15 protein-coding genes are annotated in these 18,211 nt (G+C 63.9%); 8 read left to right on the top strand and 7 right to left on the bottom strand.

Translation table 11 applies throughout. The annotated features are described in order from the left end of the window. Window positions 1-26: 26 nt before the first annotated feature. Window positions 27-692 (bottom strand): TetR/AcrR family transcriptional regulator, encoded by a 666-nt coding sequence (locus LOY37_RS01190; protein ID WP_258716160.1) that lies wholly within the window; start codon window positions 690-692, stop codon window positions 27-29. Between the two features lie 150 nt (window positions 693-842). Here LOY37_RS01190 and LOY37_RS01185 point away from each other — a divergent pair, with 150 nt between their 5' ends. The 6 genes from LOY37_RS01185 (at window position 843) to ggt (ending at window position 7,101) form a co-directional block, all read left to right on the top strand. Continuing rightward, a complete protein-coding gene (locus LOY37_RS01185; RefSeq protein WP_258716159.1) occupies window positions 843-2,276 on the top strand; it encodes a coniferyl aldehyde dehydrogenase in 1,434 nt (477 codons plus the stop codon). A 25-nt stretch (window positions 2,277-2,301) separates the two neighbouring features. Next, window positions 2,302-2,835 (top strand): twin-arginine translocation pathway signal protein, encoded by a 534-nt coding sequence (locus tag LOY37_RS01180; RefSeq protein WP_258716158.1) that lies wholly within the window; start codon window positions 2,302-2,304, stop codon window positions 2,833-2,835. Between the two features lie 27 nt (window positions 2,836-2,862). Next, window positions 2,863-4,461, top strand: a complete 1,599-nt coding sequence (locus tag LOY37_RS01175) for a GMC family oxidoreductase (protein ID WP_258716157.1) — start codon at window positions 2,863-2,865, stop codon at window positions 4,459-4,461. Window positions 4,462-4,573: 112 nt separating this feature from the next. After that, entirely contained in the window at window positions 4,574-5,053 is a 480-nt protein-coding gene (gene coaD / locus LOY37_RS01170; RefSeq protein ID WP_038997673.1) for a pantetheine-phosphate adenylyltransferase, read from the top strand. A 108-nt stretch (window positions 5,054-5,161) separates the two neighbouring features. Further along, window positions 5,162-5,413 carry a YfhL family 4Fe-4S dicluster ferredoxin gene (locus LOY37_RS01165; RefSeq protein ID WP_045201878.1) on the top strand — a complete coding sequence of 84 codons (252 nt, stop codon included), beginning with the start codon at window positions 5,162-5,164 and terminating at the stop codon, window positions 5,411-5,413. Then, window positions 5,413-7,101: a gamma-glutamyltransferase gene (gene ggt / locus LOY37_RS01160; RefSeq protein ID WP_258716156.1), complete on the top strand. Its 1,689-nt coding sequence runs from the start codon at window positions 5,413-5,415 to the stop codon at window positions 7,099-7,101. The genes LOY37_RS01165 and ggt overlap by 1 nt, the downstream gene beginning before the upstream one ends. Window positions 7,102-7,107: 6 nt before the next feature. On the opposite strand, the gene mutM is transcribed toward ggt, so the two are convergent. After that, a complete protein-coding gene (mutM, locus tag LOY37_RS01155; RefSeq protein WP_045201873.1) occupies window positions 7,108-7,920 on the bottom strand; it encodes a bifunctional DNA-formamidopyrimidine glycosylase/DNA-(apurinic or apyrimidinic site) lyase in 813 nt (270 codons plus the stop codon). Between the two features lie 3 nt (window positions 7,921-7,923). Beyond that, window positions 7,924-8,790: an HDOD domain-containing protein gene (locus LOY37_RS01150; RefSeq protein ID WP_258716155.1), complete on the bottom strand. Its 867-nt coding sequence runs from the start codon at window positions 8,788-8,790 to the stop codon at window positions 7,924-7,926. Window positions 8,791-8,944: 154 nt separating this feature from the next. On the opposite strand from LOY37_RS01150, the gene LOY37_RS01145 reads away from it, so the two are divergent. Continuing rightward, window positions 8,945-10,141, top strand: coding sequence for a class I SAM-dependent rRNA methyltransferase (locus LOY37_RS01145; protein WP_010222172.1), 1,197 nt, complete (start codon window positions 8,945-8,947; stop codon window positions 10,139-10,141). A gap of 58 nt (window positions 10,142-10,199) precedes the next feature. On the opposite strand, the gene LOY37_RS01140 is transcribed toward LOY37_RS01145, so the two are convergent. After that, on the bottom strand, window positions 10,200-11,873 hold the full coding sequence (locus LOY37_RS01140; RefSeq protein ID WP_045201869.1) for a DUF4153 domain-containing protein: 1,674 nt from the start codon (window positions 11,871-11,873) through the stop codon (window positions 10,200-10,202). Between the two features lie 315 nt (window positions 11,874-12,188). Between LOY37_RS01140 and ilvD the strand changes: the two genes are divergently transcribed. Next, on the top strand, window positions 12,189-14,030 hold the full coding sequence (gene ilvD, locus LOY37_RS01135; protein WP_093377274.1) for a dihydroxy-acid dehydratase: 1,842 nt from the start codon (window positions 12,189-12,191) through the stop codon (window positions 14,028-14,030). A gap of 71 nt (window positions 14,031-14,101) precedes the next feature. Here ilvD and LOY37_RS01130 read toward each other — a convergent pair whose 3' ends face one another. The 3 genes from LOY37_RS01130 to LOY37_RS01120 all read right to left on the bottom strand — a co-directional run bounded on the left by LOY37_RS01130 (window position 14,102) and on the right by LOY37_RS01120 (window position 18,145). After that, window positions 14,102-16,507: a TonB-dependent receptor gene (locus LOY37_RS01130; protein ID WP_258716154.1), complete on the bottom strand. Its 2,406-nt coding sequence runs from the start codon at window positions 16,505-16,507 to the stop codon at window positions 14,102-14,104. A 130-nt stretch (window positions 16,508-16,637) separates the two neighbouring features. Further along, window positions 16,638-17,582, bottom strand: a complete 945-nt coding sequence (locus tag LOY37_RS01125; protein ID WP_258716153.1) for a FecR family protein — start codon at window positions 17,580-17,582, stop codon at window positions 16,638-16,640. Between the two features lie 29 nt (window positions 17,583-17,611). After that, window positions 17,612-18,145 carry an RNA polymerase sigma factor gene (locus tag LOY37_RS01120; protein WP_093377285.1) on the bottom strand — a complete coding sequence of 178 codons (534 nt, stop codon included), beginning with the start codon at window positions 18,143-18,145 and terminating at the stop codon, window positions 17,612-17,614. Between the last annotated feature and the right edge of the window lie 66 nt (window positions 18,146-18,211).

The following is an 18,211-nucleotide window of genomic DNA, read 5'->3' as shown; positions in this document are numbered from 1 at the left end:
ACGATTGAACGGATAAGGCCCGGGCGTTATTGCTCCAGTGCCTGGTTAAGCGAAACGTAGAATTCCTGGCACAAGGCGTCGACGGCGGGGCGCGCCTCGGCGGTGACGAAGCCAAGCTCCAGCACCAATACCTGATAGACACCGCGCTTGAAGGCTTCTTCACTCAAGTGCGCGGAATTTTCGCGAGTGGTACAGAGAAAACGCACCCAGGACGTAAGGATGATCCAGGCATTGAGGGTCAGCGACTCGATCTGCACGCTGTCCATCTCGACGATGCCGGCCTCGACAAAGCCGCGGTAGATCGCCTGGCCCTGCAGCAGGCAGCGCTGGGAGAAGCGCCGGTAACGGGCGGCCAGCTCCTTGTCGCTGTCGAGCAGGTGTTCCAGGTCGCGGTGCAGAAAGCGGTAGTTCCACATCGCCGCCAGCAGCGCCTTGAGGTAGAAGCGCTTGTCTTCGACCGTGGCAACACGCCCCTGGGGCGGGCGCAAAAAGCTTTCCACCAGCTCTTCATACTGGGTGAAGAGCACGGCGATGATTTCTTGCTTGTTGGCGAAGTGGTAGTACAGGTTGCCGGGCGAAATCTCCATGTGCGCGGCAATGTGGTTAGTGCTGACACTGCGCTCGCCCTGCTGGTTGAACAGCTCCAGGCTGTTCTGCACGATGCGCTCGCGGGTCTTGATACGCGGGGCCATGATCAATTCCAGGCGTTGAGCTTGAATGAATAGGTCCATCTTACGGTGTATCCACACCGGTATGTACCCGCAGGCGCTGTGAAAAACAGTCGCACCGGACACATATTAGAGTATATGCTCTAGAAAACCTGCCTTGCCGTGGAGTTTCGCATGCTCGCCGACGCTACCCGCTCCCTGCCGCCCACCGAATTCGCCGCCCTTGACGCGGTGTTCGCCACCCAGCGCCAGGCCTTTGCCGGCAACCCCCTGCCCTCTGCGCCACAGCGCCGGCAATGGCTGAAAAGCCTGCGCGAAGCCCTGCTGGAGCAACAGGACGCGTTGATCGCAGCGATCAACGAGGACTTCTCTGGCCGTAGCGCCAACGAAACCCTGCTGGCCGAATTGATGCCGAGCATTCAGGGCCTGCGCCATGGCGAAAAGCACCTCAAGCAGTGGATGAAAGCCTCCAGGCGCAAGGTCGGCCTGGCCTTCCAGCCGGCCAGCGCCGAGGTCCAGTACCAACCGCTGGGAGTGGTCGGCATCATTGTGCCGTGGAACTACCCGCTGTTTCTTGCCATCGGCCCGCTGACCTGCGCTCTGGCCGCCGGCAACCGGGTAATGCTCAAGCTCAGCGAAGCAACCCCGGCGACCGGCCTGTTGCTCCAGCAACTGCTCGACAAGATCTTCCCCGAAGACCTGGTCAGCGTGGTGCTGGGTGAGGCCGATGTTGCCCAGGCCTTCTCGCGCCTGCCGTTCGATCACCTGCTGTTTACCGGGGCCACCAGCGTCGGCCGCCAGGTGATGCTCGCCGCCGCGCACAACCTAACGCCAGTGACTCTGGAACTGGGCGGCAAATCGCCGGCCATTGTCTCGGCCAGCGTGCCGCTGGCCGACGCCGCCGAACGCATCGCCTTCGGCAAGACCCTCAACGCCGGCCAGACCTGCGTGGCTCCCGACTACGTGCTGGTGCCACGTGATCGCCTGAGGGACTTCGCCACGGCCTACCGCGACGTCGTGCGGCGCTTTTACCCGACCCTGGCCGACAACCCGGACTACAGCGCGATCATCAACCCGCGCCACCTGGCCCGCCTGGAGAGTTATCTCGAGGAGGCCCGCAGCAAGGGCGCCGAGATCATCGACCTGTACCCCCAAGAGCCACGCCATGGCCGGCGCCTGCCGCCGCACCTGCTGCTCGGAGTCAGCGACGACATGCGCGTGATGCAGGACGAAATCTTCGGCCCGCTGCTGCCGTTGGTGCCCTACGACAGCCTCGACCAGGCGCTGGCCTACATCAATCAACGCCCGCGCCCACTAGCGCTGTATTACTTCGGCTACGAGCGCAGCGAGCAGCAACGGGTACTGGAACAGACCCACTCCGGCGGCGTATGCCTTAACGACACCCTGCTGCACGTCGCCCAGGACGACCTGCCGTTCGGCGGCATTGGCCCCTCGGGCATGGGCCATTACCACGGCCATGAAGGTTTCCTGACCTTCAGCAAGGCCAAGGCGGTGTTCGCCAAGCAGCGTTTCAACGCCGCGCGGCTGATCTACCCGCCTTACGGCAAGGGGCTGCTCAAGCTGGTGTACAAACTGTTCATTCGCTGAAAAACCACCCTCGGGCCTGATAACAATGACCACAAGCCTGCCTGTAAACCCCGCGCTGAGCCGGCGTGGGCTGCTCAAGTTCAGCCTCGGCGCCAGCGCCTTCCTCGCCACCGCCGGGTTGGGCGCCAGCCTAAGCGGCTGCTCGGCGCAAACACCGGCCAGCGGCTTCATTACCTTGCGCGAAAACGACTTGCCGATCCTCCACGCGCTGATTCCGGTAGTCCTGGCTGGCACCCAGGCGGCGGACAACCGCGAAGCCTTGCTGCGCGGGCTGGACAACAAGCTCGCCGCGCTGTCGCCGGCCATGCTCAACTTGACCCGGCAATTGTTCGACGTGCTCGCCATGGCACTCACCCGCGGGCCGTTGACCGGCATCTGGGGCAGTTGGGACAACGCCAGCAGCGTGCAGATCGAAGCCTTTTTGCAGCGCTGGCAGGACAGCTCGCTGAACCTGCTGCGCATGGGCCATGCCTCGCTGCTGCAACTGCTGCACATGGCCTGGTACGAACTGCCGCAATCCTGGGCCCATTGCGGCTACCCAGGGCCACCCAAGGTCTGATCCACCGATAACCACAAGAGGCTGAACATGCCCGTACCCGATCTGTTTCGCGACGGCCTTGGCCGTGGCTGGAAAACCCGTGATGCCTCGCGCCTGGACCAGGACCTGAGCCTTGAAACCGACATCGCCATTATCGGCAGCGGCGCCGGCGGCGCCACCAGTGCCGAGCTGCTCAGTGCTGCAGGCTTCAAGGTACTGCTCATCGAAGAAGGCCCGCTGAAAACCAGCAGCGACTTTCACATGCTCGAAGACCAGGCCTACGCCAGCCTTTACCAGGAAGGCATCGGGCGCATGAGCAAGGACGGCGCCATCACCATCCTGCAAGGCCGCGCGGTCGGCGGCACCACCCTGATCAACTGGACCTCGAGTTTTCGCACACCGGAGCCAACCCTGGAGCACTGGGCCCGCGAACACGGGGTTAAAGGCCTGAGCAGCGCCGAATTGGCGCCCTGGTTCGCACGCATGGAACAGCGCCTGGGTATCGAGCCATGGATCATGCCGCCCAACGCCAACAACGAAGCACTGCGCCGCGGCTGCGAAGCGCTGGGCTACAGCTGGAAAGTGATCCCGCGCAACGTGCGCGGCTGCTGGAACCTGGGCTATTGCGGCATGGGTTGCCCGGTCAACGCCAAGCAGTCGATGCTGGTCACCAGCATTCCGGCAACCCTTGAGCACGGCGGCGAGCTGCTGTACCTGGCCCGCGCCGAGCGCCTGGAGCACAACGGCGAACAGATCAGCGGCCTGCAGTGCGTGGCCATGGACGCGCGCTGCGTCGAGCCCACTGGCCGGCAGATCCGGGTCAAGGCCCGGCATTACATCCTTGCCGGTGGCGGCATCAACAGCCCCGGCCTGCTGCTGCGCTCGGACGCTCCGGACCCCCATGAGCGCCTGGGCAAGCGCACCTTCCTGCACCTGGTCAACTTCAGCGCCGGGCTGTTCAAGGACAAGGTCAATCCGTTCTACGGCGCGCCGCAGTCGATCTACTCCGACCATTTCCAGTGGCGCGACGGCGTCAGCGGGCCGATCGGCTACAAGCTCGAGGTGCCGCCCCTGCACCCGGCGCTGGCCAGCACCTTGCTGGGCAGCTTCGGCAAGGACAACGCCCTGCGCATGGAGCAACTGCCGCACACCCACGTGATGCTCGCCCTGCTGCGCGACGGTTTTCACCCCGACAGCGTCGGCGGCGAGGTGCAGTTGCGCGGCGATGGCTCGCCGGTGCTCGACTACCCGCTGTCGGCCTATGCCTGGGACGGCGTGCGCCGGGCCTTCCAGAGCATGGCCGAGATCCAGTTCGCCGCCGGCGCCGACAGCGTGTTGCCGGTGCACAGCGATGCCCGCCATGTAAAAAACCTGGCCGAGGCGCGGCAGATGATCGACGGCCTGAACCTTGAACTGTTTCGTACCCGCCTGGGCAGCGCCCATGTCATGGGCGGCTGCGCCATGGGCGAAGACCCGCGCCAGGCGGTGTGCGACAGCCTGGGCCGGCACCATCAGCTGGAAAACCTGTCGATTCACGACGGCTCGCTGTTCCCCACCAGCATCGGCGCCAACCCGCAATTGTCGGTGTACGGCCTCAGTGCCCGGCTCAGCGACGCCCTGGCCGCGCGCCTGGTGGCTGGCAGATGACAACAAATGGCCGCACTGTCTATAGTGCCTTCAGCGTGGTCGGGCGACTTGGCCGACCGCCACTGCTGCGATACCATCCGACTCCCCAACGCACTCCTGCCAGGACGACGCGATGAACCGAGTGTTGTACCCAGGTACTTTCGACCCTATTACCAAGGGCCATGGCGATCTGGTCGAGCGTGCCTCGCGGCTGTTCGACCAGGTGATCATTGCGGTCGCCGCCAGCCCGAAGAAAAACCCACTGTTCCCGCTGGAGCAACGGGTGGAACTGGCTCGCGAGGTCACCAAGCACCTGCCCAATGTCGAAGTCATCGGCTTCTCCACTTTGCTGGCGCATTTCGCCAAGGAACAGCAGGCCAATGTGTTCCTGCGCGGCCTGCGGGCTGTTTCGGACTTCGAGTACGAGTTCCAGCTGGCGAACATGAACCGCCAACTGGCGCCCGACGTCGAGAGCCTGTTCCTCACCCCTTCAGAGCGCTATTCGTTCATTTCCTCGACCCTGGTCCGGGAAATCGCGGCGCTGGGCGGTGACATCACTAAATTCGTCCACCCGGTGGTGGCCGAGGCCCTGACCGAACGCTTCAAGAAGTGACATCGGCGATTTGACCACGGCGCCCGCGTGCACTGCGGGCGCTAATGCGGCACAATTGTGCCCATTGGTTTTCAAATGCCCGGGTTCTGAGCCCTGGCCGGAGTCCCCATGTCCCTGATCATCACCGACGATTGCATCAACTGCGACGTCTGCGAACCCGAGTGCCCGAACGCTGCGATCTCTCAAGGCGAAGAGATCTACGTGATCGACCCCAACCTGTGCACCCAGTGCGTCGGCCACTACGACGAGCCGCAATGCCAGCAAGTCTGCCCGGTTGACTGCATCCCGCTGGATGAAGCGCATCCGGAGAGCGAAGCGCAGCTGATGGAAAAATACCGCCGAATTACCGGCAAGGCCTGATGCCGTTCGTCGCCCGGGTTACCCCGCTGGTCCTTGGCGCCGTACTGGCGCTGGGGATGGCCAGTGCCCAGGCACAAGGCCCGGGCCGCGCGGCGATTGCCACGCCGCATAGCGACGCGACTGCCGCCGCACGCGAAATTCTCGAGCAAGGCGGTAACGCCTTTGACGCCGCCATTGCCGTCAGCGCCGCGCTGGCGGTGGTCGAGCCTTATGGTTCAGGCCTGGGCGGCGGCGGCTTCTTCCTGCTGCGCGAGGGCGACACACCCGCCCGCTATGCCTTTATCGATGCCCGCGAGCGCGCACCTGGCAAGGCCAGCGAAGCCATGTACCTCAAGGACGGCAAGGTCCAGCCGGGCTTGTCGATCAATGGCCCGCTGGCGGCGGCGATTCCCGGCTTGCCGGCAGCCCTCGCCGACCTTGCTGCCCATTACGGCAAGCTGCCACTGAAAAGTACCCTGGCCCCGGCTATTCGCCTGGCCAACCAGGGCTTTGCCGTCGACCGCATCTATCGCGACCGCGCGCAGATGCGCTTGAGCGCACTGCGCGACGATCCAGAAAGCGCCCGTCTGTTCCTGATCAACGGTGAAGTGCCGGCCCTGGGCGCTAAAATCCGCCAACCGCAACTGGCCATAACCCTTGAACGTATCGCCAGCCAGGGCCGCGACGGTTTCTATGCCGGCCCGACCGCCCAGGCCATGGTGCAGGGGGTACAGGCCGCGGGCGGGATCTGGAGCCTGGATGACCTGGCCAACTACCGCACCGCCAAACGCGAGCCGCTGCGCTACCAGCTGGCCAATCAACGCGAACTGATCAGCGCCCCGCCGCCCTCGGCCGGTGGCGTGGCCCTGGCCCAGAGCCTGGCGATGCTGCAGCGCCTGCCCTGGCAGAGCGCCGAGCCTGTACAGCGCAGCCATTACGTACTGGAAGTATTGCGCCGGGCCTACCGTGACCGCGGCCTGCTCGGCGATCCGGACTACGTCAGCAATCCGATACCACAGCTGCTCGCGCGTAATTACCTGACGTCGCTGGCCGACAGCATCGACGTGCGCCAGGCCACGCCCAGCAGCAGCCTGCCGCCCGCCCCGGCCTGGCGCGAGGGCGATCACACCACCCACTTTGCAGTGATTGACGCCGACGGCAATGCCGTGGCCGCGACGCTGTCGGTCAACCTGCCGTTTGGCGCCGCGTTTACTGCCCCGGGCACCGGCGTGGTGCTGAACAACGAAATGGACGACTTTGCCGCCGACCCGCGTGGCAGCAACAGTTACGGCCTGGCCGGCAGCCAGGCCAATGCCGTGGCCGCCGGCAAACGGCCACTGTCGAGCATGAGCCCGAGCTTTATCGAGAGCCCGACCCAGTTCGCCGCCTTCGGCACGCCGGGCGGCAGCCGTATTCCGAGCATGGTGCTGCTGTCGATGATGGGCTTTCTTGAGGGCCGGCCGGTGGCCGAATGGCCGGCGGTGCCGCGCTACCACCACCAATACCTGCCCGATGTGGTCGAACACGAACCGGGGGCTTTCAGCACCGGGCAGCAGCGCGAGCTGCAGGCGCGCGGCTACCCGCTCAAGGACCTGGGCCGCAGCTATGGCAATCAGCAGGTGCTGTACTGGGACAAGGCCGGGCAAACCCTCGAAGCCGCCAGCGACCCCCGCGGCGTGGGCGCCGCGCAAGTGCTCAGCCCGCGCTGAGCACCTTCACTTCTGGCAGCGCGGGCAGTAGACGCTGGCGCGCTGGCCAAGCTTGACCTCACGCAGGATGCTGCCGCAGACCTTGCACGGCTCTTCCCCGCGCCCGTAGACGAACAGTTCCTGCTGGAAGTAGCCCGGCTGGCCGTCGCCGCCGATAAAGTCGCGCAAGGTGGTGCCGCCGCGCTCGATGGCGCAGGCGAGGATGCGCTTGATCTCGATCGCAAGCTTCAGGTAGCGCGCCCGGGAAATGCCCCCGGCTTCGCGGCGCGGGTCGATACCGGCAGCGAACAGCGCCTCGGTTGCATAGATATTGCCAACCCCGACCACCACCGCGTTGTCCATGATGAACGGCTTGACCGCCATCGACTTGCCCCGCGACAGCTGGAACAACCGCTCGCCGTCGAACAGATCGGTCAATGGCTCCGGGCCGAGCTTGATCAGCAGCTCATGGTTGAGCGGATCGAGGCTCCAGAGCATCGCGCCGAAGCGCCGCGGGTCGGTGTAGCGCAAGGCCAGGCCCGACTCCAGTTCGATATCCACATGCTCGTGCTTGGCCGCCGGCAATCCAATCTCGACCAGGCGCAAATTACCGGACATGCCCAGGTGGCTGATCAGGGTGCCCACTTCGGCATTGAGCAGCAGGTACTTGGCGCGCCGCTCGACCTTGACGAAGCGCTGCCCGGAAAGGCGAATGTCGAGGTCCTCGGGGATCGGCCAGCGCAGGCGCCGGTCGCGCACGATTACCCGGCTGACCCGCTGGCCCTCCAGGTAAGGCGCAATACCGCGCCGGGTGGTTTCGACTTCTGGTAATTCCGGCATGGATCAGTGACCGCCCAGTTCGCGAATGGTCTGCTTGAGGTTCTCGAAGTCATACTCGGACAGGCCGACATAATCGAGCACCAGGTGCCCGACGGTATTCCATTCGTGGTCGATGCTCTGGTTGCCCAGCACCCGGTACGAAGCGCAGATGTGCTCGGCCATTTTCAGGATCGCCAGCAGGTTTTTCAGCTGGCTGTTGCGCGCCGAGTCATCGCTGAATACCGCCAGGGCGTTGTGATGGTTGGCGATGGCGTTGCTCAGGTGCTCGGGCAGGCGCCACGACTTGGCGGTGTAGTAACCGACCACCGCGTGGTTGGTGTTGAACACCTGGTTCTCGGTGTCGACCACCCGCTGCTCGGCACCGGCGCTGGCGTAGGCATCCTCGAGCACGCGCATGTACTCGGGGAAGCGTTTGAGCATCAACGGCACGCCGCAATCGTGGAACAGGCCCAGGGCATAGGCTTCGTCCACCGCCTGCGAGCCGATGCGCTTGGCCAGGGTCAGGCAGGTCATGGCTACGTCCTGGGCGGTGTCCCAGAAACGGTTGAGGGTGACGATGGTGTCGTCGCTCATCTCGCCCTTGATCGACTGGGCGTTGATCAGGTTGATGATCGAGCGGCTGCCGAGCAGGTTCACCGCGCGCTGGATCGAGGCGATCTTGTTGGTCAGGCCGTAGTACGGCGAGTTGACCAGCTTGAGCAGCGCGCCGGACAGGCCCGGGTCCTGGGAGATCAGCTTAGCGATCACCTCCAGGTCAGGGTCGGGCATGTATTGCTCGAACTGCAGGTCAACCATGATCTGCGGCTGCGGCGGTACGCTGATGCCTTGCAGGGCATGCTGGATCTGTTCGGCGGAGAGTTCCTGGGACATAAGTACACACTCGGGGCTGAGCGGCGATTCTAACCTGATCGTACTGGCCAGCGGTGAAGCTAAAGGCCATCGCTCTGTTGCAATTTGTCGCTATTCCCCATCGAGGCGTCAGGCATCGGGTTATAATCCCGCTCTTTTTTCCCGGAGCGACGTCATGTCCCTGCCCAGCCTTCGTCTCAAAGCCAATGCCGACCGCCGCCTGCGCGCCGGCCACCTGTGGGTCTACAGCAACGAAATCGACGTCGCCGCGACCCCGCTGCATGGCTTCAAGGCCGGTGACCAGGCGATCCTCGAGACCGCCGGCGGCAAGGCCCTGGGCGTCGTCGCCATGAGCCCGAACAACCTGATCTGCGCCCGCCTGCTGTCACGTGACGCCAAGCTGGCCCTGGACAAATCGCTGCTGGTGCACCGCATCAACGTAGCCCTGTCGCTGCGCGAGCGTCTGTTCGACAAGCCGTTCTACCGCCTGGTGTACGGCGATTCCGACCTGCTGCCGGGCCTGGTGGTCGATCGTTTCGGCGATATCCTGGTGGTCCAGCTCGCTTCGGCGACCATGGAACAGCACAAGGATGACGTGGTTGCCGCGCTGGTCCAGGTGCTCAAGCCCACCGGCATCCTGTTCAAGAACGACTCGGCCGCGCGCGACGCCGAAGGCCTGGGCCGTTACGTTGAAACCGTGTTCGGCCTGGTGCCGGAATGGGTGGCCCTGGAAGAGAACGGCGTGAAGTTCGAGGCGCCGGTCATGGAAGGCCAGAAGACCGGCTGGTTCTACGACCACCGCATGAACCGCGCGCGCCTGGCGCCGTACGTCAAGGGCAAGCGCGTGCTCGACCTGTTCAGCTACATCGGCGGCTGGGGCGTGCAGGCCGGTGCCTTTGGTGCCAGCGAAGTGTTCTGCGTCGATGCCTCGGGGTTTGCTCTGGACGGCGTCGAGCGTAACGCCGGGCTCAACGGCATTGCCGAGAAGCTGACCTGCATCGAAGGCGATGTGTTCGAAGCGCTGAAAGAGCTCAAGGCCTCCGAAGAGCGTTTCGACGTGATCGTGGCCGACCCGCCCGCCTTCATCAAGCGCAAGAAAGACCTGAAAAACGGCGAAGGCGCCTACCGCCGCCTGAACGAGCAAGCCATGCGCCTGCTGACCAAGGACGGCATTCTGGTCAGCGCATCGTGCTCGATGCACCTGCCTGAAGACGACCTGCAGAACATCCTGCTGACCAGCGCCCGTCACCTGGACCGCAACATCCAGCTGCTCGAGCGCGGCGGCCAGGGCCCGGATCACCCGGTGCACCCGGCGATCCCGGAAACCCGCTACATCAAGAGCATCACCTGCCGCCTGCTGCCCAACAGCTAAGGCGTGGCGCAATAAAAAATCCCGGCCTGGTGCCGGGATTTTTTTCGCCTGCAAGACGCTAGCGGTTGGGCTGCCAGGTCAGGTCGACACCATCAATGGTCAGCGTCTTGTAGCGCGGCATCACCGGTTTCATCTGGCCATGGCGGATCAGCTGAACCAGGCGCTCGGTGTTATCGCGAATACTGTGCAGACTACCGACTTCGCGCCACTCACCCTTGCCCTCGCGGGCAAACAGAAAAACGCTGGATGCGTAGGTGTGCCGCGGAATCATCAACACTTCGTTGCGCCCGTCGCCGTCCATGTCCACGCCCCACAAAAAGCAGCCCCTGCCGGTGCATTGAGTCTCGGCCATGACCATCTTGGCGAACGCCTCGCTGCCAGGCTGCTCGGGGCCCAACCATTCCAGTTTCGGCCCGCGAGTGTCTTCGCCGTACCGCGCGTGGGATTCTTCCATGATCCACTGCAGCCTCTTGCGCCCTTCAGCGTCGAACAGCTCGTCAGTCTTGAGCCGCTCTTGCAGCGCCGTGAACGCCTCACGTCCCGGCTTGCCCAGGCCGTGATACAAGGTTCTGGCATCGAATTCCTGGATCGCGGTGCGCCCGCTAAGCAGACGCTCGACCTGGTTGTTGGCACTGAGCTGCAAAGGGTTCAGCAGCGGCGTATAGAACAGCACCACCAACACCGCGCTGAGCAGGGCAATCCACGGGTTACTGACCCGCAGGCTATTGAGCCAGCCCTTGCCCGAGGCGAACACCGCCCACAGCGCAGCAAGGCTGTGCACCTGCATCACACCAATCAGCAACAGGGCGAGAATACGCTCAGGCGTCAGGCCGTACTGATTCACCCGCAACCAGCTTGAATAGCCCGCCAACGCCACCAGCACCGGCAAGCACAGCAAGCAGGCCTCGACCAGGCGCTTGAGCACACCCGGATAAGGATTGGCCTGATGGCCATCCTGGAACACGCCGTTGACCAAAAACAGGTTGATGGCCACCAGCAACAGCAGGATGGTGGTCGAGTAGCCGGTGTTCCAGATCGGCTGCAACCCGGTAAACGGCAGCATCAGGCTGAACAGCAAGGCGATCAGTGCGCTCAGTGGCAGCAACACACGGCACAGGGTCAGCAGCACACCGCGCAACAGGCCGATGACCTTTTCGTTCTCCAGGCCCATGCGCATCCCCAGGGAGAACACCACAGCCAGACCGATACGCACCACTGGCGCCGAGGTCAGCACATCTTCGACCTGGGGGATGCCGAGCATCAGGAACAAGCGCCCGCACAGCCACAGCAGCAGCCAGAACAACAGAGTGAACAGCAGCGCCAGGAGGACGATGAAGATGTTGTTCCAGGCATGCCGGAACAGGTCTTCATAACGCGGCCGCAGCCCTTCGCGGGTCGGCCAGCTGAGGATGAAGGCGGTGCCGATGTAGGTCACCACAACCGCGGCCAGCCATGAGCTCTGCCAGACCCAGCCCAGGGTGTCCTGGCTGAAGGTCCAGCTGCTGATAAAGCCGATCAGCAGCGTCAGGCCCAGGACCAGCCAGGCGGTACCGCGTTGCAACACCGCACTGCCGAGCAGTTGCAGGTTGACCCCGGCCACCAGCACGGCGGCGCACAGGCCAAATGGCAGCCCGGCGATATCAATCTGGATGTGCCTGGCGAAGAGGAACACCAGGCCTTGCAGCAGGCCAATGGCCAGGTAGAACAGTAAAGATCGACTTATCGCAGGCATTGCAAATCCTTTTGGCCAGTGGGGTGCGAAACGCGCAAGTCTACCCAAAGCCTGGCAGCCGACGCCAAGGCCTTTACCTTGCGGGCTGCACCAACGGCCAATTATCACAACGCCATTCCCTCAAGGCCGCAGCGGTGTAGAATCGGGCTATTCATCGCCAGTCATCCCCGGCGGGTTTATGAGCTCTGGCCGAGCGCACGGCGATCCCGCGGCGATCTCGGCTTCATCCGTACCAGCGGCCACCTGCCTTCGGTGCAAAGGACAAGAGAAGCTCACTCCCCTTTTTGTTACCTGATTAGCCGCCAGGAGTGCTTCATGCCTGATTACCGCTCGAAAACGTCCACCCACGGCCGCAATATGGCCGGCGCCCGCGCCCTCTGGCGTGCCACCGGGATGAAGGACGAAGACTTCAAGAAACCGATCATCGCCATCGCCAACTCGTTCACCCAGTTCGTCCCGGGCCACGTGCACCTGAAGGACCTCGGCCAGCTGGTGGCTCGCGAGATCGAACGCGCCGGTGGCGTGGCCAAGGAATTCAACACCATCGCGGTCGACGACGGCATCGCCATGGGCCATGACGGCATGCTCTATTCGCTGCCAAGCCGCGAAATCATCGCCGACTCGGTCGAGTACATGGTCAACGCCCACTGCGCCGACGCCATTGTCTGCATCTCCAACTGCGACAAGATCACCCCCGGCATGCTGATGGCCGCCCTGCGCCTGAACATCCCGGTGATCTTCGTTTCCGGCGGGCCGATGGAAGCCGGCAAGACCAAACTGGCCAGCCACGGCCTGGACCTGGTCGATGCCATGGTCATTGCCGCCGACTCCACTGCCAGCGATGAAAAAGTCGCCGAGTACGAGCGCAGCGCCTGCCCGACCTGCGGTTCGTGCTCCGGCATGTTCACCGCCAACTCGATGAACTGCCTGACCGAAGCCCTGGGCCTGGCCCTGCCGGGCAACGGTTCGACCCTGGCCACCCACAGCGACCGCGAGCAGCTGTTCCTGCAGGCCGGGCGCACCATCGTCGAGCTGTGCAAGCGCTACTACGGCGACAACGACCAGAGCGTACTGCCGCGCAACATCGCCAACTTCAAGGCGTTCGAGAACGCCATGATGCTCGACATCGCCATGGGCGGTTCGACCAACACCATCCTGCACCTGCTGGCCGCCGCCCAGGAAGCCGAGATCGCTTTCGACCTGCGCGACATCGATCGCCTGTCGCGCAAAGTGCCGCAGCTGTGCAAAGTGGCGCCGAACATCCAGAAGTACCACATGGAAGACGTCCACCGCGCCGGCGGCATCTTCAGCATCCTCGGCTCGCTGGCCCGTGGCGGCCTGCTGCACACCGACCTGCCGACCGTGCACAGCCCGAGCATGGAAGAAGCCATCGCCAAGTGGGACATCACCCAGACCAGCGACGAAGCGGTGCACCACTTCTTCAAGGCGGGCCCGGCCGGTATCCCGACCCAGACCGCGTTCAGCCAGTCGACCCGCTGGCCGAGCCTGGACGACGACCGTGAAAACGGCTGCATCCGCAGCGTCGAGCACGCCTACTCGCAAGAAGGCGGCCTGGCGGTGCTGTACGGCAACATCGCCCTGGACGGCTGCGTGGTGAAAACCGCCGGCGTCGACGAGTCGATCCACGTCTTCGAAGGCAACGCCAAGATCTTCGAAAGCCAGGACAGCGCCGTGCGCGGCATCCTTGCTGACGAAGTGAAGGCCGGTGACATCGTCATCATCCGCTACGAAGGCCCGAAAGGCGGCCCGGGCATGCAAGAGATGCTCTACCCGACCTCGTACCTCAAGTCCAAGGGCCTGGGCAAAGCCTGCGCCCTGCTCACCGACGGCCGTTTCTCTGGCGGCACCTCGGGCCTGTCGATCGGCCACGCTTCGCCAGAAGCCGCAGCCGGCGGCGCTATCGGCCTGGTGCAGGACGGCGACAAGGTGCTGATCGACATCCCCAACCGCTCGATCAACCTGCTGGTCAGCGATGAAGAGCTGGCGGCGCGCCGTGTCGAGCAAGACAAGAAAGGCTGGAAGCCGGTCGAAGCGCGGCCACGCAAAGTGACCACGGCGCTCAAGGCCTACGCCCTGCTGGCGACCAGTGCCGACAAGGGCGCGGTACGCAACAAGGCACTGCTGGACGGGCTATAAGCAGAAAAGCATCGCGGGGCAAGCCCGCTCCTACAGGTGTGGGAGCGGGCTTGCCCCGCGATGGCCTCAATTCAGTACTTGGCCCGTACAGTGAACGTCAGGTTGCGCGGCTCGCCATAGAAGTTCGACCCCCACGAACTGTCCACCCGCTCATAGTAAGTACGATCAAACAGGTTGTTGGCCGTCAGCGTTGCCGACAGGTTCTGGTTGATTTTGTACCCTACCTGGGCCGTGGCAATGCTGTAGCCGCCCTGGACGAAGTCGACGTCACGCTTGTAGTAGGTGGCGCTCACCGCCCGTAGCCCGCCACCGACACTGAAGTCCTTCAACGGGCCATCGGCGAACTCGTAGCGCGTCCACAGGTTGAAGTTGTGCTTGGGGGTGATGGTGGTGCCCTGGTTGGTGTCTTCGCCGCTCAGCGACTTGAGCATGGTGAAGGCGTAGCCGGTGCTGATGCTCCAGTTGTCGGTGAGGTTGCCGCTCAGCTCGGTTTCCCAACCCTGGCTACGGATCTTGCCTTGCGGCTCGTAGTACTGGTTGTTGGCGACCAGCTCGGCGCGGTTTTCGTCGTAGATGCGAAACAGCGCCACGCTGCCATTCAAGCGCCCCTCATAAAACTCGCGCTTGAGGCCGATTTCGTACTGCTTGCCTTTGCGCGGGGCGATGGTCTCGCCGCCGGCATTCACATCGGTCTGCGGCTTGAACACGCTGGTGTAGCTGGCATAGGCCGACAGTTCCGGGGTCAGTTTGGCCACCAGCGCGCCATAGGGGATGACCTTGCGGTTGATGCTCGACTCGGTGCTGTTGAAGTTGTTGAAGAAGGCGTTGGCGTTGTGCGCTTCGCTTTCGAACCAGGTCACCCGGCTGCCGAGGATCACGTCCAGCCAGTCGGTGGCGCTGATCTTGGTGCGGGCGTAGAGGCCGTACTGGTGCGATTTCGACCAGTTGCCGTTGTCCATTTGGTACTTCTGCTTAGGGATATTGATGCTGCCCGGGTCGAACACGTTGGTGTCGAAGTATTCTCCGCCGCCGTAGGTGAAGTCCTTGTCCAGGTGCTGGTATTCGGCGCCCACCGTCAGCTCGTGGGTACGGCCAAAGGCTTCCACGGGCAAGGTCACGAAGCTGTCCAGGCCCAGGGTCTTGATGTGGGTGTAGTAGGAATAGGCCACGGCCGAGCTGGCGCCGGTGGCCGGGTCGACCGCACCGTCGCTCCAGGTGAAGTTGCGGGTCGGGGTCTCGGCGTCGCGGTAGGTCAGCGAGGTCTTGAACTGGCCGCCGTTGTCCAGGGCATGATCGACTTCGAAGAAGCTTTCCCAGACGTGCTCGTCCAGTTCGTTCCATTTGGCATCGACAAAGGTCGAGCGCTTGACGTCCAGCAACTTGCCATTGGCGTACGCCGGCAGGCCGAACGCCGGGGTGGAGTGGTTTTTCTGATAGGCGCCACCCAGCGACAGGGTGGTGTCCGGGGTCACGTCGTATTCCAGCCGGCCGTAAACCATTGGCCGCTCGTTCTGGGCGTAATCGACGAAGGACTTGTTGTCTTCATAGGCGGTGACGAAGCGCCCGCGCAGGCTGCCGTCGCTGTTGAGCGGGCCGGTGATGTCGACGGTCGAGTGGTAATGATCGTAGGAGCCTGCCGACAACTCGCCGCTCAGGGCGAACTGGCCGAGGGCGCGCTTGCGCACCAGGTTGATGGTGCCACCAGGTTCACCGGCGCCCTGATACAGGCCGGAAGGCCCGCGCAGCACTTCGACGCGGTCGAACATCGCCAGGTCGAAGCTGGTCATCAGGTCGCCCTGGCCAGTCATTTGCGAAACACCGTCGACCTGCACCTGATCGACCAGGAAGCCGCGCATGTACACATCGTTGAGGCTGGAGCCGGAGTTGTAGCTTTTGATCGTCGCCCCGGTCACCTGACGCATGGCGTCCTGCAGGCTGTTCATGTTCTGGTCGTCCAGGCGCTGGCGGGTGACCACCGAAACCGACTGCGGAATGTCCTTGAGCTTCTGTTCGCCCTTGCCGATGGTCAACGCAGCGGTGGTGTAGGACTGGCTGCCTTCAGTCGTAGCCCCAAGCACCTTGCCGCCGACCATGGTCGCGCCCAACTGCAACGCCGCCTCTTCACCCTGGCGTTTTTCCAGGGTCACGCTGTCGCGGTCAATGTAGCTGGCGCTCAGGCCGGTGCCAGCCAGCAGGCGGGCCAACGCCTGGTCCTGTGGATAACTGCCGCTGATGCCCGGGGAGCGCAAGCCTTGAGTGACCTCGGCGCCGACCAGCACCTGCACCCGGGTAACCGCACTGAAAGCCGCCAGCGCTGCATCCAGCGATTGCGCCGGAATCTCGAAGCGATACTCCTGCGCTTGCGCGGCAGGCGCGGCCAGTATCGGCGTTGCCAGTGTGCCGCAGCCCAGGGCAATGGCCAGGCTCAGCAGGGTGGGCACGCCGGGCAGGCGCCGGGTGGCGGTGGTATGTTCCATCAGTGAAGCTCCCCAGAATCGTCGAAGTCGTTGAATAGCGCCGCACTGTCTGAGAGTGCTTATTATTTGCGCCTACGAAATCAAGGACGTCAGTTGCTAGGGAAACCCTGAAACTTTCGTAAGAAATTTTTCAGCCCTCACGCAACACCCGCAGATACGGGGTGTAATGCTCGGCGCGCAGGCCCAGGGTGTGGGTCAGGGCCTTGAGCACCGCCTCGGGCTTGTCGATCTCGAACACCCCCGAGACCTTGCGCTGGCGCAGGCTCTCGCCCAGCACCAGGGTCTGCCCCGGCCAGTAACGGTTTAGGGCATCGACCACTTCGACCAGCGGCTGCTCGCGAAATACCAGCTGGCGTTGGCGCCAGGCGAACTCGGCGGCCACATCGAAAGCATGTGCCGAACCCAGTTGTGTGCCGCGATACTCGACGGCGCGACCAGGCTCCAGCAACACCGACTGATGGCTATCGGCACCGACCTGGACCTTGCCCTGGGCAACCCGCACTCGGGTCTGGTCACCTTCCCGGGCGACGCTGAAACGCGTGCCCACCACCTTCACCCAGCCATCGCCGGAGCGAATCACGAATGGCCGCGCCGGATCATGGCTGACCTCGAACCACGCCTCGCCACGCAGCAGCCGCACCCGCCGCTCGCCACCTGCCAGCTCGACCTGCACGGCCGTGTCGGTGTTGAGCTGCAGTTGCGAACCGTCCGCCAAGGCAATGCTGCGCGACTCGCCAGTGGCGGTGGCGTAGTCGGCACGCCAGCGGTCCGGCCAGGGGCTATTCACCAGTAAAGCGACCATCAGCAATACCGCCGCGGCACTCGCCCAGAGCTGCAGCCGCGGTCGGCGCCAACGCGCGCGCTGGGCCTGACGCAGTTGCCGTGCCGGCTCACGCAGGGCCCCGAGCAGGCCAAGCACCTCGTCCCAGGCCTGGGCCTGTTCCGGGCCCTGGCCCAGCCAGGCGCTGAAGGCCTCACGTTCTGCGGGCGTGACGTCGTCGGCCTGCAGGCGGTAGTACCAGCCACTGGCTTCGGCGAACAGGTCGTCGGCATCCGTGGCGTGAGGGTCGGTCATCGGGGTATCCGTCACTGCAAATGGCCGGTTCATGGACGCGGCCCCGGTGTGCCACTGAGCAAGCGCGCCTTGATAAAGGCGCGGCAGTCGATCAGCGCACGGCGCAATTGGTATTCGACACTACGCGGGGAGATCTGCAGCCGCTCGCCAATTTCCCGGTAGGAACATTCGTCGACATGATAAAGCAGGAAGATATGCCGGGTCGCCTCGGGCAGGGCCTGAATGGCCTCGTGCATCAGCGCTTGTTCCTGCAGCGCCGACAGTTGCTCGTCGGCCCCGGGCGTTTCGCAGGCCAGCTCGTCGCTGGGCTCACCGCCGTCCAGGCGCTCGCGGCGGATGGCCTGGCGCTGGTGGTCACGGATCAGGTTGCTGGCAATGGTGAAAAGAAAGGCCGGCAAGTTGTCGATCTTCTTGTCGGCAGGCAGCCGCGCCAGGCGCAGGAAAGACTCCTGGGTCAGGTCGGCTGCCACCTGCGAATTGCCCGTGCGGCGCGCAACAAAGGCTTCCAGCGCTTTCTTGTGCTCGGCAAACAGGCGGGCAATCTGCGTATTCCACGAAGACACGGTACTTCCTGGCGATGGACCTCAAGGTGCGCGCACGCTAGCAGAAGATGAGATGAATTCGCAATT

The organism is Pseudomonas sp. B21-012 (assembly GCF_024749305.1).
In the GTDB taxonomy this organism is placed as follows: domain Bacteria; phylum Pseudomonadota; class Gammaproteobacteria; order Pseudomonadales; family Pseudomonadaceae; genus Aquipseudomonas.
Note: the sequence above shows the minus strand (reverse complement) of the source record. Positions and strands in the feature narration are given on the sequence as shown.

What these genes read in the sequence shown, in the direction of transcription:
- mutM (WP_045201873.1), bottom strand. Translation starts at nt 7,920, where the DNA reads ATGCCGGAATTACCAGAAGTCGAAACCACCCGGCGCGGTATTGCGCCT.
- ggt (WP_258716156.1), top strand. Translation starts at nt 5,413, where the DNA reads ATGCCGTTCGTCGCCCGGGTTACCCCGCTGGTCCTTGGCGCCGTACTG.
- LOY37_RS01130 (WP_258716154.1), bottom strand. Translation starts at nt 16,507, where the DNA reads ATGGAACATACCACCGCCACCCGGCGCCTGCCCGGCGTGCCCACCCTG.
- LOY37_RS01140 (WP_045201869.1), bottom strand. Translation starts at nt 11,873, where the DNA reads ATGCCTGCGATAAGTCGATCTTTACTGTTCTACCTGGCCATTGGCCTG.
- LOY37_RS01190 (WP_258716160.1), bottom strand. Translation starts at nt 692, where the DNA reads ATGGCCCCGCGTATCAAGACCCGCGAGCGCATCGTGCAGAACAGCCTG.
- LOY37_RS01150 (WP_258716155.1), bottom strand. Translation starts at nt 8,790, where the DNA reads ATGTCCCAGGAACTCTCCGCCGAACAGATCCAGCATGCCCTGCAAGGC.
- LOY37_RS01125 (WP_258716153.1), bottom strand. Translation starts at nt 17,582, where the DNA reads ATGACCGACCCTCACGCCACGGATGCCGACGACCTGTTCGCCGAAGCC.
- LOY37_RS01145 (WP_010222172.1), top strand. Translation starts at nt 8,945, where the DNA reads ATGTCCCTGCCCAGCCTTCGTCTCAAAGCCAATGCCGACCGCCGCCTG.
- LOY37_RS01175 (WP_258716157.1), top strand. Translation starts at nt 2,863, where the DNA reads ATGCCCGTACCCGATCTGTTTCGCGACGGCCTTGGCCGTGGCTGGAAA.
- coaD (WP_038997673.1), top strand. Translation starts at nt 4,574, where the DNA reads ATGAACCGAGTGTTGTACCCAGGTACTTTCGACCCTATTACCAAGGGC.
- LOY37_RS01185 (WP_258716159.1), top strand. Translation starts at nt 843, where the DNA reads ATGCTCGCCGACGCTACCCGCTCCCTGCCGCCCACCGAATTCGCCGCC.
- LOY37_RS01180 (WP_258716158.1), top strand. Translation starts at nt 2,302, where the DNA reads ATGACCACAAGCCTGCCTGTAAACCCCGCGCTGAGCCGGCGTGGGCTG.
- ilvD (WP_093377274.1), top strand. Translation starts at nt 12,189, where the DNA reads ATGCCTGATTACCGCTCGAAAACGTCCACCCACGGCCGCAATATGGCC.
- LOY37_RS01165 (WP_045201878.1), top strand. Translation starts at nt 5,162, where the DNA reads ATGTCCCTGATCATCACCGACGATTGCATCAACTGCGACGTCTGCGAA.